This window comes from Ectobacillus sp. OTK, from assembly GCF_059698935.1.
Genome location: NZ_AP048547.1, coordinates 3,434,701 through 3,451,127 on the forward strand (window position 1 = coordinate 3,434,701; position 16,427 = coordinate 3,451,127).

General features: G+C 39.6%; 9 protein-coding genes. 3 read left to right on the forward strand and 6 right to left on the reverse strand.

Annotation, left to right across the window (positions count from 1 at the left end):
- The first annotated feature begins 250 nt into the window (after positions 1 to 250).
- Positions 251 to 2,299 carry a methyl-accepting chemotaxis protein gene (locus tag AC6HZ4_RS17045; protein ID WP_497490846.1) on the forward strand — a complete coding sequence of 683 codons (2,049 nt, stop codon included), beginning with the start codon at positions 251 to 253 and terminating at the stop codon, positions 2,297 to 2,299.
- A gap of 360 nt (positions 2,300 to 2,659) precedes the next feature.
- Positions 2,660 to 4,360: a ribonuclease J gene (locus AC6HZ4_RS17050; RefSeq protein WP_497490847.1), complete on the forward strand. Its 1,701-nt coding sequence runs from the start codon at positions 2,660 to 2,662 to the stop codon at positions 4,358 to 4,360.
- 356 nt (positions 4,361 to 4,716) lie between these two features.
- Here AC6HZ4_RS17050 and AC6HZ4_RS17055 read toward each other — a convergent pair whose 3' ends face one another.
- On the reverse strand, positions 4,717 to 4,911 hold the full coding sequence (locus AC6HZ4_RS17055; RefSeq protein ID WP_497490848.1) for a gamma-type small acid-soluble spore protein: 195 nt from the start codon (positions 4,909 to 4,911) through the stop codon (positions 4,717 to 4,719).
- A 258-nt stretch (positions 4,912 to 5,169) separates the two neighbouring features.
- Complete coding sequence (locus tag AC6HZ4_RS17060; protein WP_497490849.1) at positions 5,170 to 6,786, reverse strand: AAA family ATPase; 1,617 nt, start codon at positions 6,784 to 6,786, stop codon at positions 5,170 to 5,172.
- A 1,290-nt stretch (positions 6,787 to 8,076) separates the two neighbouring features.
- On the opposite strand from AC6HZ4_RS17060, the gene AC6HZ4_RS17065 reads away from it, so the two are divergent.
- Positions 8,077 to 9,570 carry a peptide MFS transporter gene (locus AC6HZ4_RS17065; RefSeq protein ID WP_497495750.1) on the forward strand — a complete coding sequence of 498 codons (1,494 nt, stop codon included), beginning with the start codon at positions 8,077 to 8,079 and terminating at the stop codon, positions 9,568 to 9,570.
- Positions 9,571 to 9,696: 126 nt separating this feature from the next.
- Here the strand turns inward: AC6HZ4_RS17065 and AC6HZ4_RS17070 are convergent, their stop codons facing one another.
- From AC6HZ4_RS17070 to AC6HZ4_RS17085, 4 genes are read right to left on the reverse strand one after another with little or no spacing between them, the layout of a single operon-like run.
- Positions 9,697 to 10,647, reverse strand: a complete 951-nt coding sequence (locus AC6HZ4_RS17070; protein WP_497490850.1) for a sugar ABC transporter substrate-binding protein — start codon at positions 10,645 to 10,647, stop codon at positions 9,697 to 9,699.
- Between the two features lie 36 nt (positions 10,648 to 10,683).
- Positions 10,684 to 12,657, reverse strand: coding sequence for a PAS domain S-box protein (locus AC6HZ4_RS17075; protein ID WP_497490851.1), 1,974 nt, complete (start codon positions 12,655 to 12,657; stop codon positions 10,684 to 10,686).
- A gap of 31 nt (positions 12,658 to 12,688) precedes the next feature.
- Positions 12,689 to 13,498, reverse strand: a complete 810-nt coding sequence (locus AC6HZ4_RS17080; protein ID WP_497495751.1) for a CheR family methyltransferase — start codon at positions 13,496 to 13,498, stop codon at positions 12,689 to 12,691.
- Positions 13,499 to 13,555: 57 nt separating this feature from the next.
- A complete protein-coding gene (locus AC6HZ4_RS17085; RefSeq protein ID WP_497490852.1) occupies positions 13,556 to 16,312 on the reverse strand; it encodes a response regulator in 2,757 nt (918 codons plus the stop codon).
- Between the last annotated feature and the right edge of the window lie 115 nt (positions 16,313 to 16,427).

Consider the following 16,427-nt stretch of genomic DNA (forward strand, 5'->3'; position numbering starts at 1 on the left):
CAAACCCATCCGTGCTCACTCCTTTTTTCGTTCCAGTATATCGACAATACAATGCTCTCCCCTATTACATTTCTGCTCTCAACGATAAGATCCCCATCTAAATTTCCTCTTTCATCTACAATTCGAAATAACGCAAACAGATCCACTCTGATATCTATATATAGGTATATAGTACTATTGAAAATCATATAGAGAGATGTGATATTTATATTATCTTAAAAAAATTAAAAATACAGCGAGGTGTATACGTATGAAATTTAAGAGTATTCGTGCAAGAACATTCATTTTAATCTTACCCTTGCTTTTTATTACATTGTCAGCCATTATCTCCTTCTCATACTACTTTTCTCAATCAATTCTTAGTAAAGAATTAGATAGTAAGATGCAGCAGCAGCTTGGCAATGTGGCAGGAAGCATTCAGACAAATCTAGTTTCTCATAGCAAGGTGCCCGAATCTCTTGCTCGAATGCTGGAAGCAAACAACGCTTCCTCTTATTCTTTAGAGCAGCTACAGAGTATTATGAAAAATACTCTGCAAGCTAATGCAGATACGTTTGGTTTAGGTATTTTCTTTGAAGCAAACCAGTACAACCCTCAAACGAAATACTTTTCTACCTACGCGTATCGAAACAATGGACAAATTACAGTAACTCAGGACTATAATGATCCCTCTTACGATTATTTGAGCCAAGACTGGTATAAAGCTGGAAAGAATCTCAATACAAACATCTACTTTACAGATCCGTATTTAGATACAACAACTAACATTTTAATGACAACTGTTGGGGCTCCATTCTACACTCCAAATAAAGTACAACAAGGAGTTGTTACTGGTGATGTGGATTTAGGGACACTTCAGAACTATATGCAAAAATTGAAGGTTGGAAAAACAGGTTGGGCCATGCTGCTAGATAGTAAGGGGACATATTTATATACGCCTATTAAGGATGACGTGATGCAGCCTATTAGCAAGAGTACTAACTCTTCCTTAGCAAATATAGGAAAAACACTTGTAGGTAAAGCATCCGGACAAGTAAAGTTTACGGATGATAATGGCGTAAACCGTATATATTTCCAAAAGGTTCCTATTAACAATTGGGTTATTGCGTTAGTAATTCCAGAGAAAGAGCTAATAAAGCCTGTCCAATCCTTGCTAGTAAATCTTTTAGTTATTGGCACTATCGCTACAGCAATTCTCTTATGCATTATTTTCCTATATAGCCGCTACTTTACGAATAATATCCAGAAGGTAACGGAGCTGTCTATGCGAATGGCAGAAGGAGACTTTTCAAAAAACATCGAGATAAACACTTATGATGAATTTAGAACAATGGGAGAGCACCTCAACATAATGCTCGAAAATTTACGTGCTACCTTCAAGAAATTAGTAGATAGCTCCAGTCATGTTGCTGCCACATCTGAGGAGCTCTCTGCCACAGCCAGCCAAACAAGCGAAACAACAGAGCAAATTACAGCGGCCATTCAACAAATTGCAAGCGGCTCTAGTGTGCAGGCAGGAAGAATTGAAGAAAGCACAAAATCAATGGAGGGGATGGCTCAAGAAATGCAGAAGGTGGCTGCATCAGCTACGGATGCGGCCGGAGTAGCTTCTCAATTAACGAAACAGGCGGAGGAAGGCCATTATACGGTTCGTGCTGCGGTAGAGCAAATGAACTCTATCCGGAATTCAGTTCAAGAATCAAACTCCGCACTCAATCGACTCGTGAACCATTCCAAAGAAATTGGCACAATTATTGAAGCGATTACGGCAATTACAGAACAAACTAACTTACTGGCACTAAATGCTGCGATTGAATCCGCAAGAGCAGGGGAATCGGGAAGAGGTTTTGCGGTAGTAGCTGAAGAAGTTCGCAAACTGGCCGAGCAATCAAAAGCATCAGCGTCACAAATTGCCGGTCTTGTACAAGAAATTCAAAAAGATACAGAATTTGCGGCTGCTGTTATGACAAAAGGTTCCAGCGAGACCGAGGAAGGGACAGCTGCTATGCAAAAGGTCGGAGAGAATTTTGCTCACATTCTCGCTAATGTACAGGTCGCAAGTGGGGAAATTCAAAAGGTATCCGCAGCAATTGAGGAAATTTCCCTAGGCTCTCAACAAGTAAACGAAATCATCCAGCAATTGTCGGATATCGCAATCGAAGCATTGGCAAATACTGAGCAAGTAGCTGCATCGTCTGAACATCAGTTATCATCAGTTGAAGAAGTACGTGCATCAGCTGAATCTCTGAGCAACTTGGCAATAGAACTTCAGGAACTAACAACAAGATTTAAAGTATAATTCTTGTCTGTCTTTACTAATATGTTTTTATCTTAAGAAAAGCTCAATTCCTTGTTTTATAAGGGATTAGAGCTTTTTTATTTTGTAATTCTTTGATTATTCTGCAAAACTCATTTTGCACATTCTCACCTGCTGCCTCCTTTGCATCTGCCGGACGAATATCGTATAACAGATAATAAATTCAAATTTATTGGAAAATATATAAACTGAAAGTTAATTGCTTTGAACTAAGCCTTTAAGAAAACAGCTAAATCAACTAACAGAAAGAACATAAATATTTGTTTCATTAAAAGTTAGAAAATATTCAACGAATATCTCGCTCGTAAAAGAAACATTCCGTGTTGCTTCTAATATCCTTATATGCTTCAAAGAAGGAGGAAATTCATTTTGAGCACAGCAGAAAACACATTATCCATTTTTGCTTTAGGCGGCATCAATGAAATAGGTAAAAACATGTATGCAATACAATACGGGAACGACCTCGTGGTAATCGATTGCGGCTCTAAGTTTCCAGATGAAAGCTTATTAGGAGTCGATTTGATTATACCTGATATTACATACTTGCAAGAAAATCGGGATAAACTTCGAGCTTTAGTCGTTACACATGGCCATGAAGACCATATCGGGGGTGTCCCATATCTATTAAAAGAACTAAATGTTCCGATTTACGCCACACGCCTTACACTCGGCTTAATCGAAGTGAAATTAAAAGAACACGGACTTCATGATATCGCTCAGTTATTCCCTATTCATTCTGAATCAGCCATTGAATTTGGACAAATCAGCCTGACTTTTTTCAAGACAAATCACAGTATTCCTGACTGTCTTGGCATTGCTTTTCATACACCAGAAGGTACGGTAGTGCATACAGGTGACTTCAAATTTGATTTGACCCCTGTAAATGACCAATATCCGGACATTCATAAAATGGCTAAAATCGGCAGCGATGGAGTGCTAGCTCTACTCTCTGAAAGCACGAATGCAGAACGTCCTGGATTTACCCCATCAGAACGATTTGTTGGCGAGCACATTGAAGAAGCATTCATGAAGGCGCGCAGAAAAATCTTTATTTCTACCTTCGCCTCTAACGTGAATCGTGTGCAGCAAGTTGTGAATGCCGCTTTAAAAACGAACAGAAAGCTTGCCTTGCTGGGCAGAAGTATGGTAAATGTAGTTTCTGTTGCTATAGAACAAGGGTATTTAGATATTCCTGAAGGGATGTTAATTGAAGCAAATGAAATTAGTCGAATGGATCCCGAAAGAGTAGCTGTTCTTTGCACCGGGAGCCAAGGTGAACCTATGGCTGCTCTAGCCCGTTTAGCTAGCGGAAACTATCGACAGGTAGAGGTCCTGCCTGAAGATACTGTCATTTTAGCCGCAAGCCCTATACCAGGAAATGAACGCAATGTTTCACGTATTATAGATAATTTATTTTTGTTAGGAGCCCATGTTATTTACGGCTCAGGAAGCTCAACGGGAATGCATGTTTCCGGACATGGCTATCAGGAAGAATTAAAATTAATGCTCACTTTAATGAAGCCTAAATACTTCATTCCTATCCATGGTGAATTTAGAATGCTGCATCATCACAGCTTACTGGCACAATCCATTGGCGTCAATAAAGATCATATCTTTGTGATTAATAACGGAGATGTGATCGATATTAACAACCAAATCGCTCGACAAACGAGACGAATACCTGCCGGGAACATATATGTAGATGGATTAAGCATCGGGGATGTCGGAAACATTATTTTACGTGACCGCAAACAGCTTTCTGAGGATGGTATGCTTGTTATCGTTATTACTCTTAGTAAAACAGAAGGAAAAATTATTTCTGGTCCGGACACGATTTCTCGCGGGTTTGTATATGCTCGCGATTCAGAAGATCTCCTAAAGGAAATCAATCAACTCGTTGTAACGACCATTACCAATTTACAAAAGGCGAATATCAATCAATGGAGTGTTCTAAAAAAAGATATAAAAGAAAAACTCGGACAATTTTTATACTCCCGTACAAAAAGAAGACCTATGCTTCTTCCCATTATCATCGAAATTTAAGCTAACTCTCCCCGCTTCAAGTTCGTAACACACTCTTGACTTGAAGCGAGGTTCTCCTTTCAGAAAATGATAAAGAAAATTCGCCGATTGGCGAAGACAGAAGCGTAGTTGCACTTACGCTTTATTCCTAAAATTTCCTGATTCGTCGAATTAGCTTCTAGATGGAAATTTATACTTTCCTAAAGCATAAAAAAGAGACTCTTGTAGAGGCTTTGCGTTGTACTAAGCTCCCCTCAATAGTCTCTTTGTTGTAAAATAAGCTGTCCAAAACTCTCTAGTTTTGCTCAACAACCCCTTAGAGTCCGCTCATTCAAGATACATCGTTTATTCTGTGAATATGCTTTCCGGCTGATTCCCTAATGCCTGCTCTTCGATTCCAGCCGCTTCCTAACTTCTTCTATATTTGTATTGCTGTAAACAGCTGTTCCACGTCCGCCGCTTTTAGCTAAAAGTTCCTTCACCTGCCTATAGCTAAGACCCGACTGGGCATTGAGCCGGCGTACTTCTTCTATATCTGTACCAACAATCGTATACTTACCTTCCTGATCCATGCATCCCCCTCCTTTCATGTTATGTAGAATATAGCTTTCCCTCTTCATCCGCCTTTAAATTCAAAAAATAAAAAGAGTTAACTCTCAAAAAGGCACTTTCGGCGTCCTTTTCAGTTAACTCCTTTTTAAAACTATTCAACTAATTTTAACTTATACACTTCTCTTGTCGAAATGACATCAGCAATATTATGCCGATATTTTTGATAGCGGTAAACTGAATGCAGCTTTCTAACTTACCTTAAAGGAATCAAATCAATTTTATCTATACAGCCTCTTATAGATTTGCTCAATCTCCTCCCCTGTTAAATCCCCCCGCTTCAGCAGCTCATCCGCTATAGCATGAACAAATTCAGCTTGTTCCCGCACCAGCTCCTTTACTTTAATCATCTGGTCATTTAATAGTTCATTGATTTTTGGCCGGAGCGCCTTAAGTCCATCGGGTCGAGATTCTAAAGCAAGCCAACTAAACAGTTCATCTCCCATACCGACCGCACCAAGGTAAGCACCAGCTAACTCAGTAGCCTGCCTCAAATCAGAAGTCACTCCATTTAATTTTTTCCCTAGAAATTCCTCTTCCACCGCGCGGGCTGCTAAACAAACTTGGATCTCCGCCAGAATCTCACTATCGCTTCGGTTATACCTTTCATGTATCGGTTTGGTGGCAGCAAGACCAAGCGCACTGCCCCTGCGGATGATTGTAACCTTCCAAACCCGTTCATGCGGCTTCAGCAAATATTGAGCCACCGCATGACCAGCCTCATGATAAGCAACGTTCCGCTTTTCATCCTCACTCATGGAGCGAAGCGGTTGTTTGAGCCCCCACTCATAGGTCTCCATAGCAGCCCGGAAATCCTCGTAATTGGAAAGCTGAGCTCCCCGCTGATGAGCAATTACAACTGACTCGTTCACAATATGTTTAATTTGCGCAGGGCTGTAGCCAACTGTATCAAGTGCTGCACGCTCTGGAGTCAGGCTAGGGTCTCTCTTCACCTTCTGGAGGTAGTAATGGAAGACATCCACTCGACCGTCATAGTCGGGAGAATCGACCCAGAGCTTCCGATCGAAACGGCCGGGCCGAAGCAGCGCAGGGTCAAGTACGTCGGGCAGATTAGTCGCTCCAATCGTCAGTACCGCTGGACGCTCTGCCTTTTTGCGCCGTAGTCCAAGTGAGCGCAGCATCTTGGCAAACCATGAGCTGTCAATGTTAGGTGGATCCATCTGCAAAAGCAGCTCATTGAGCAGACCAGCACCGCCCATGCCGAACATCCCTCCCATTCCGCCCCCTGCCTGCCGATTCATCCCAATTGCGTCGATCTCGTCAATAAAGATAATACAGGCACCATATATCTTTGCTAGCTTCCGGGCCTTCTTGTATAGAGACATTACCTTCAGATTGCCGACACCGAAAAACATATTTTGAAAACTTGGGGCAGAGGCATAAGCAAATGGTACCTGTGCTTCGTTGGCTATTACCTGGGCCAAGTAGGACTTGCCGGTACCGGGGGGCCCGCAAAGTAACAATCCCCGTATTGCCTCGCCTCCCATCTCTTTGAACTCTTTGACTCCTTTAAGCAGAATGACAATCCGCTTAGCATTTTCAACAATCTCAGGGTTACCTCGGTAATCATCCCAGGTGGCACCGGTTTCGCCGGGCAAAATCCAATATGTGCGTCCACGGGCTAGGAACCAGAAAAGAGCAACAAACTGGATGATTATAAAAATGACAGCGAAGAGCAGCTGCAGCAAAATATTGACAATACTCAATGCGATTCCCCAGGCTGTCGGTCCTCCTATCCATAACACCATGACGATGAAGACGAGGACTGCCAACCAAAGAAGGAATTTACGCCACTTGATCCACCGATAGTTCCTCATGACCTCACTCCCTCTACAGATTTTTACTATTCTGCAAAAAGACAGCCCCAGGGGGTACCTTGTATCCAAAGCCGAACTTTAGGTAATAACAATTCTGTAAAGTATGTGAGTGCCGCTATTAAGTTCCCCATAAGCCAAAAAAGCCTTCTCTATAGTATCAAAAGGCTTTTTCTTTCCATGTACAGAGTAATATCCATTACGTCTAAAGTCCGGGTATCCCTCAAAAGCATACACATTTTCATCCTATTTTCTAATTCATTAAATCAAACAATATCAATAAACTTTTCTCCTGAAAACACCCCATAAAAATAATCTTTCCACAGATTTTATTCGTTGTTTCTTTTTTTAGAACTGAAGTGTTTTTAAACTAACCATTTTTCAGGTATTTATCTTCTACTTACCGTTGGACCTTACCCGGAACGCGCTTGAAGCGGTGATCTTCTTTCGAAAAATGATAAAAAAGTCGCTTGTCAGTTGACAATCGACTTTTTCAACAATGCGAGAGCCTACGCTCTCCATTTATTTTTGATTGCTATCAAGTAATTCCAAATAACGGCCAAGCTACCGATATAGTAAAAAATTAAGAGTATCCAGCCTGTAGGATCAATTGACATCATGTTCATGACAAATAACAGCGGAAATACATAGTATAGAACATCTTTCAAATAATCTAATACCATTTTTGGAGAGAAAGACCCGGTAACCAACGATTTAACAAAGCCAACAAGAAAATCAAGCAACATGAAACCCAATACAGCCCACAGCGTGTAAATCATCCAAGTATCTATCTTACATCATCTCCCTGTTTATCGGTACTTTATATTATGCCGCCGGTAACAACTTTGCTCACCCTCTTGCAGCAAATTGACAATGTATTTAAAAAAGTGCCTGTGACTCCGTCTATTTCAGCTCTTCGTTCTGCAGTTGAACCAATCCACTCAAGTTCATCCTTGCTGCATTTTATGACTGGCAAGGCTTCCTCAGCTGAACACTTTATTCTTAGATTTTGGCTGAAAACTCTTATTTTTACACCCGGCAATTTTACAATAGAAAACTATTATTATGGCAACTTTCTTAATTTGATATTCTGAAAAATCTTTAATTTTTCATAATCATTAAATAATTTGTTTAAAAACATGTTTCTGCAAAATTTCCAAAAAACAGAATAATCCAATAAAATCAATTATCAGAGCTTAAATTTAAGGATTTTTTGTGAATACTAGATGTAACTTTTGACTAATTGAAACTACCAATAGTATTATTATAAAATAATGCAAAGGAGGTTGCATGATGTCAGACTTAAATAAGCGTAAAATTATGGAAAGCATTCCTCAACAGGGTTTTTTCGGGCACCCTAAAGGACTATTCACCCTCTTCTTCACAGAATTTTGGGAGCGTTTTTCCTATTATGGAATGAGGGCAATCCTTGTTTACTACATGTACTATGAGGTTTCAAAAGGGGGATTGGGACTTGACCAGCAGACCGCCCTTTCTATTATGTCCATATATGGATCATTAGTATACATGTCAGGAATTATTGGAGGCTGGCTTGCCGACAGGATTTTCGGAACATCAAGGGCCGTGTTTTACGGGGGAATATTGATTATGTGCGGTCATATTGCTTTAGCTATCCCTGGAAGCCTGGCAATGTTCTTTATTTCAATGGTTCTAATTATCATTGGTACTGGATTACTAAAGCCTAATGTTTCTAGCATTGTAGGAGAAATCTATAGCATAAAGGATAATCGTCGGGATGCTGGATTTAGCATTTTTTATATGGGGATTAACCTTGGAGGATTTCTTGCCCCTCTCATCGTAGGAACCGCTGGAATGAAATATAATTTCCACTTAGGTTTCGGAATTGCCGCTGTCGGTATGTTTCTAGGATTAATAGTCTTTATTTTTACTAAAAAAACAAACCTTGGCCTTGCAGGTACATTCGTAGCAAATCCGTTATCACAAGCAGAAAAGAAAAAGGTCTTCACTCTTCTTGGACTAGCTGCCGTTATTATTGCCGTTTTAATTAGTATTGCCATTCCAACAGGCATTTTAACCGTTGAAACCTTTATTGCACTTGTGGGAATATTAGGAATTGTAATTCCAATTATCTATTTCGTTACCATGTACCGCAGTCCTAAAACAACAAGCGACGAGCGTTCACGTATCATCGCCTATATTCCGCTGTTTATCGCATCGGTTATGTTCTGGGCTATACAAGAGCAGGGATCAACTATCCTTGCAAGCTATGCCGATAAACGTACACAATTAGATTTTGCTGGAATTAACATTTCACCTGCTTGGTTTCAATCTTTAAACCCATTATTTATTATCATTATGGCACCTATACTTGCTTGGGTATGGGTAAAGCTGGGAGATCGACAACCAACAATTCCACAAAAATTCTCATTAGGTTTATTATTTGCCGGTTTGTCATTCTTAGTTATTCTTCTGCCGGCTTACTTTGGCGGTACTGATTCATTAGTAAACCCGCTATGGCTTGTTCTTAGTTACTTCATTGTCGTAATTGGTGAATTATGTTTATCGCCTGTAGGATTATCCGCTACAACAAAATTGGCGCCTGCTGCTTTCTCAGCACAAACCATGAGTTTATGGTTCTTATCAAACGCTGCTGCTCAAGCACTCAATGCGCAAATTGTTAAATTTTACACACCTGAAACTGAAATGGTCTACTTTGGTGTGATCGGCGCGGTATCGATTCTCCTATCGATTCTATTGTTTTTAATGTCAGCAAAACTTCAACATTTTATGAAGGGTATCCGATAACGCTTTCTGATCCCTGTAGGACATTTGACAGACAAAAAGTCTTAGTTTTGTCCTCTACTGGAAAAAAAGCTACGGAGCATCTGCCCTGTAGCTTTTTTTCTCAGGATTGTAAACATTTCGCAAGCCCTATCTTTTCTTCAAGACCTCTTCTAGAAAGCTTAGTTTCTCTTTTGCATTATCCTTCGTTATAATATCAACACCACTATCAATTCGTTTTTGTACTTTTTCACCCTTAATGGCTTTAACTGCATTTTCTACGCTTATATAGCCCATATCATAAGGATTTTGCGCTACTGTGCTTGTTAAGGTTCCTTCTTCAATATACTTTATGATTTTTATAATACCATCGGCCCCAATGACAGGTATGGTCAAACCTTTTTTTTCTATTACCTTTAATGCATGCAGAGCCATTATATCGTCAGTGGCAAATACACCTTTAATCTCGGGATGTACTTGTAATAAGTTCTCCATTACTGGTTTTAAATTTCCAGCTTCGTCATATCCCCACTGTTCTGCAACAACTTCGATGCCTGCAGCTCCTAAAGTTTCTTTCGCTCCCTCGCTTCTCTCGACAAAAACCGAAGCTCCTCCGCTAATAAGGGCCACTTTATCCCCGGGCTGCAGCATGGAAGCTAATAGTTCTCCTGCTTTTCTTCCTAATGTAGGATTATCTGTACCGATAAAAGCCGTTTGATCAGCCCAGTTTTCTCCCGTATCTACTAATAACACAGGAATATTCTCCTTCTTATATTCCTTTAATACAGGTATGGTTATAGAGGACTGCGTCGGGGCAACGATTAATGCTTTCGGCTTTTCCTTCAGTACGCTTTTCAAAATACGAATCTGATTTTCAGGCGGATATGAGGACTCAGGCGCTACAACCTTACCCTCTATACCAAAATCATTAAACGCTTTTTCTGCTCCTGCCTTAACAATTTTCCAATACTGTATGTCTGATTCCTTCAAAACAACAACGATCGCAGGCTTATTCTTTTTAGAAAACGTGACCGTATAGCCTATGAAAGCAACACAAAGGACGGTGCAAATTAATAAAATGTTCCTCCATCTCTTTCTCACTATCGATTCCCTTTCCAATATAATTCCCCAAATAAATCAGGATTTAAAATGAATAGAAAAGCTTGTTCCCTGATCATTTGTTTGTACTTTAATTACGGCATGATGACGTTCAGCTATGCTGTAGCATACTGCTAGGCCTAGTCCTGTTCCATTATCCTTCGTAGTAAAGAATGGGGTTCCAATTTTATCAAGCAATTCCGGTGTAATTCCAGTACCTTGATCTCTTATCTCCATCACAACCTCTTGCCCTTCAGAATAGGTTTTAATGGTAAGTTGTCCTCCGAAGGCCATAGCCTCTAACCCATTTAAGGAAAGATTTAACACAAGCTGGCGAATCTCTTTTTCATCTAAGTACAGTTCAGTACATTCATCTAATTCTAACAGAACTCGTTTGCCCGCAAGCATAGCCTCTGCCTGTATAAGCGGAAATAAGGCTTCAATAATCGAGTTGAGGGATTGTTTCGTTTTATAGTTCGTTTTGTTTTTTGCGAGATTTAAAAACTCTTTAATAATGCCATTGGCCCTGTCGAGCTCCTCTAGCATTAAATCGATATGCTCGAGAGAGAGCTGTTTACTGTCGGTTCTCCCTATCTGTAAAAAGCCTCGGACAGTAGTCATAGGGTTTCGGATTTCATGGGCAATTCCAGCAGCCATCTCCCCAATTAAATTTAATCTATCTAATCGGGACATTTCTTTCTCCAGAAGATCCCTTTCTGTAATGTCTATTAGAACAATCAGGATACATGTCTCATCCTGAATTTCTATCAGTTCTGTTGATAATAAGCCTCTCCGTACTTCCCGACTCTTAGTTTGATAGCTGATTTTCATATTTCGAATCGGTGACCTAAATTCAAGAATGTCAAAAACAGTATCATTACCATCACAACTCTGAACAAAATTCAACAAGTCAGAGGTTTGCTGTTTCACCTCATCATAACAATAACCGGTATAATGTAACCAGCTTGTATTCACGTCTATATACCTTCCATCCTGCAAGGAACGAATCGCTATTAAGCAGGGACTAGATTCAAAAATCTTCCGAAAGCGATCTTGGGATAGATAAAGATCGTCTGCTATCTTTTTTCTCTCCTCAATTTCCTTCTGCAGCTTCTCATTAGCTAGTAAAAGGTCTAACGTTCTTTCCTCCACTAACTTTTCTAAGTAATTAAATTGTTGGTTCCTCACTTCCTCCATTTGTTTCCGTTCTGTAATATCATGAATGGAGCATACAAAGATGCAATCATCTTCGATTATCGCTTCCCCAATTTGAATATCAGCAAAGAACTGACTTCCATCTTTACGTAAAGCAATACATTCTATTACCTTCTTAGTAGCTCGCTTGACAAAGGAAGTGACGGTAAAAGGAATGCTTTCTTCCCCATCTTGCTTCATAGAAAGAAAAAGGTTCGTAATATGTTGTCCCAACAACTCTTCTGCTTGGTATCCAAACATCCCTGTTATCGCAGGGTTGACAGATAGAATGTAGCCGCTCCCATCGAAGGTAACGATAGTATCCCTCAGCGTTTCGCCAATTACCCTTGCGAGCGCTTCTGTCTTGCGTAAATCAAGAGTGGTTATATCCAGCTTATTATGCACTTCCTCAAGTTCCACTGAACGTTTTGCTTCACTCTGTATCCTAATTTGTTCATGATTTTGATGGATTTTTACAAATTGTTCTATTTTTCTTTGAAGTGTTTCAGGATAAAACGGTTTAAAAATATAATCAATGGCCCCAACCGAATAGCCTTGAAGAACATGCTCCATATCCTGGCTGATAGCCGTAATGAAAATAATCGGGATATTCTTTGACTTTTCTCTTTTCTTGATTAGCTTTGCAGTTTCAAAGCCATTCAATCCTGGCATTTGTACATCCAGTAAAATAACCGCAAAATCCTTCTTTAACAAACACTTTAATGCTTCTTCTCCAGAACTTGCACTGACCAAATGATAATTAGGAGACGTAAGCACAGCCTCTAAAGCCAACAAGTTTTCTGGCCGATCATCAACCATCAGGATATTAACCTTTTCCGAAGGTATTACATTATTTGATTTTACGATATAGTTTTTCTTTGGAGTCAAATTCGTTATAGTAGTCTGCATGGCTCGTAAATCGAACTTCCTCTCTTTCACCCAGCCCAAGGAAACCTGATACGCTTAGACTGTCGTATAGTAATCGATGTACATCATTTTGCAAAGTTTTATTAAAATAAATCATAACATTCCGACAAATAATAATGTGAAATTCATTAAATGAATGATCCGTCACTACATTATGCTGAGCAAACACAATATTTTCTCTAAGAAATGGCTGAAAAATTACTTGTTCCTGCTGCACGGTATAATACTCCGAAAAAGCCCTTTTCCCTCCGGATTGAAAATAATTTTTTGTATAAGTTTGCATTCTTTCCAAAGGGAAGGCACCTTGCTTAGCTTTTTTCAAAACAGCTGCATTAATATCCGTTGCATAAATGGTTGTTTTCTCATACAGCCCTTCTTCATGTAAAAGAATAGCCATAGAATACACTTCCTCTCCTGAAGCGCAGCCGACATGCCAAATACGGATGTTAGCAATTTCTCTCAACAACGGGAATACCTTTGTACGAAGCGCCAGAAAAAAGGAAGGATTACGGAACATCTCTGTCACATTAACAGAGAACTCCGTAAACAATTTTTTCATTACCGTAGAATCGCGAAAAACCTTTTCCTGTAATGCTGATATACTTGTTAATTTTTCTGCCCCCATGCAATGCAGGACTCTCCTTCGAATGAATGGGAAAGCATAATTTCTGAAATCGAAACCATAATAACGGTAAATGCCCTCTAACAATAATTCAATCTCGATTTTCTCCAGCTCGTTATGATTATTTTCCTTTATTTTCGTGAATTGATCCGTAATAGCCGTTCCCACCTATCTGTATAGCCATACCTGCATTAACGAGAATAGCTGATCTAAGTTAATTGGTTTACTAATATAGTCTGAGGCTCCTGCTTCAATACATTGTTCTCTGTCATGCTTCATTGCCTTAGCCGTCAATGCGATAATCGGCAGCTCTGCAAATTCGCTCATTCCTCGAATTAGGCGCATTGCCTCAAATCCGTCCATTTTCGGCATCATAATATCTATCATAAGCAAGTCTATATCACGATTTTCCTGTAAAACCTCAATTCCTTCCTCACCATTTTCTGCAAATAGAACTTCCATTTCATATCCCTCAAGCGCTGCTGTTAAGGCAAATATATTACGCATATCATCATCGACAATCAGGACTTTCTTTCCTTTCATCAAGGAGTTTTCACTTGTGTTGGATTCATTTGTTTCATAGGAATAAGCATTCATTTCAACTGCTTCCTCTAAAGGAGTCTCCTGTTCCATCTGATCTGCTGCGGCTTCCATTTTTGCAGAGTGGGATTCTGCATGATAATTCAATTCATAGTTTGAAAGATATAGAGTAAAGGAGCTTCCTACTCCCTCTTCACTATTCATTTCAATAAATCCGCCCAGCAATTGAGCAATTTCTCGACTAATCGATAGCCCTAAGCCCGTGCCGCCGTACTTGCGGCTGGTTGTCCCATCGGCTTGTTTAAAGGCATCAAAAATAAGCATTTGTTTTTCTTTTGGAATGCCAATCCCAGTATCAATTACGGAAAAAGCTAATGCCGATTCCTTTTGTTCCTTAGAAAATCTATCATCTAAATCTTTTTTAACAGCCTTTTGTATAATCAGGGATACATTTCCCTTTTCTGTAAACTTAAAGGCATTCGATAATAGATTTTTCAGAATTTGATTGAGGCGATGCTCATCAGTATAAAACATTTCTGGTACATCGTTGCCTAGTTGAACCGAAAATTGAATTCCTTTTTGACGGGCCAGTGGTGAAAATTGTCTTTCAGCAAAAAATTTGACATCTTGAAGCTTTACATCAGTCGGGATTACTTCTATTTTTCCTGCTTCCACCTTCGCTAAATCTAAAATCTCGTTGATGAGATGAAGCAAATCATTACCGGATGAATAAATCGTATGAATATACTCTAATTGCTTTGGCGTAAGGTTTTCTCTATCCTTCTCCATGAGCATTTGAGCGAGAATCAGCAAGCTATTAAGCGGTGTCCGAAGCTCATGAGACATGTTTGCAAGAAATTCAGATTTATATTGGGAGCTAAGCACAAGCTGCTGAGCCTTTTCCTCAAGCATTCTGCTAATTTTTTCAAGCTCCTCTTTCCTCTGTTCTGAGTTTTTATACTGCTCTTCAAGCTGCTCATTCATTGTTCTGAGTTCCTCCTGCTGCAGCTGCAGCTCCTCAGATTGACTCTGCATTTCTTCAGTTAAAACCTGTGACTCATGTAATAAATTTCTTACCTGCATACGATTCCCGATACTATTAATGGTAATTCCAATATGACTCATTATCTCATGGAGAAATAACTGTTGAAGGGGACTAAATGGCTCAAATGAAGCCAGCTCAATGACGGCTAGTACCTCCTCTTCAAACTCTGCAGGAAGGATCAGAATATTCTTCGGCGCTGCCTTTCCGGTGCCAGAGGTAATTTTCATATAATCATCTGGAACTTCCGTAATCAAAATAGGCTTTTTCTCCATCGCGCATTGACCAATAAGTCCTTCTCCAACACGGAAGTCCTCAAATTCAACCGTATCAGGAACAAAAGCGTACGAAGCCATCCTTTTCAGATACTGCTGCTCTCCGCTTCCTTCCTTAATGTAGAAGGTACCATATTGAGCCCCCACCATTGGCGTAATCTTTGTAATAAACAACTGCGCCAATGTTTGGAAATCCTCCACTGTAGGATATATAGAAGTGATTTCTGCAACTTTTGACTTTAACCAGCTATGTTCCTCTGCCTTTTTCTTTAATTCTTTTTCCTGCTTCATGTACTCTTCTAAAGATCGAGCCATTCCGTTAAAAGCTTCGGCAATCGCTCCAATTTCATCCTTAGAGGTAACCTCAATACGCGGAAACTGAATCCCGCGATATTTAGAAACACTTGTCATCACTGACGTCACCCGATTCAGATTCCTTGTCATGCCCCGTATTAACCAAATGGCAATTCCTAATCCTACCAAAAATCCTACTATGGTATAAGCATAAATCATCTGGACAGCTAAATTATATGTTTGACGGGTTCGATACAGCTCATTTTTCATTTCCTGCTCCTGCAAGGTATGCAGCAAATCTGTAATTTGCAGCATGCGTTGCTGAGTCAGTTTAAATTCCCCCCATAACAGTGCATCAAAATTAGCATTTGGATCGAGCTTTTGCAATGTAATAACTTGCTGGCCAATGCCTTCATATGCTTCATACAAAGTGTTAAACTTCGCAATTAATTCCTGGGACTTCTCACGTTTGTCTATTTCCTGAAGAGAACTAATGGACTTTTTAATATTCAAGCGAGACCGTTCCCAATCATTTATAACTTTCGGAAGGAGCTGCTCGGGAGGATGAGACGCAATCTCCCTTAATTCTTTATCCATATTATTCGTTTCATATTGGATAGCTGAAGTCAGCTTCACTCTATCAGATAATTCATTAACTACAACATTCATATTTACAGTTAATTGATTGAGCATGCTCAATAAAATTCCTAAGAGGATTGTAATTAAAGCAAATATAGAACCTAATCCAACATACAGCTTTGTTTTAAATTTCATATGACCTCCGTTCCATTTAACATGACTCAAAAACTCAAAGATAATTCTATGAAACTTTCTCATGCCTGTAATAAATAAGATTTGAGAAACTTTGTTTCAAGCGAGTTTTCTTATT

Coding starts and splice junctions, on each gene's coding strand:
- AC6HZ4_RS17045 (WP_497490846.1), top strand. CDS start 251: ATGAAATTTAAGAGTATTCGTGCAAGAACATTCATTTTAATCTTACCC.
- AC6HZ4_RS17060 (WP_497490849.1), bottom strand. CDS start 6,786: ATGAGGAACTATCGGTGGATCAAGTGGCGTAAATTCCTTCTTTGGTTG.
- AC6HZ4_RS17085 (WP_497490852.1), bottom strand. CDS start 16,312: ATGAAATTTAAAACAAAGCTGTATGTTGGATTAGGTTCTATATTTGCT.
- AC6HZ4_RS17075 (WP_497490851.1), bottom strand. CDS start 12,657: ATGGTTGATGATCGGCCAGAAAACTTGTTGGCTTTAGAGGCTGTGCTT.
- AC6HZ4_RS17050 (WP_497490847.1), top strand. CDS start 2,660: ATGCTTCAAAGAAGGAGGAAATTCATTTTGAGCACAGCAGAAAACACA.
- AC6HZ4_RS17065 (WP_497495750.1), top strand. CDS start 8,077: ATGTCAGACTTAAATAAGCGTAAAATTATGGAAAGCATTCCTCAACAG.
- AC6HZ4_RS17055 (WP_497490848.1), bottom strand. CDS start 4,911: ATGGATCAGGAAGGTAAGTATACGATTGTTGGTACAGATATAGAAGAA.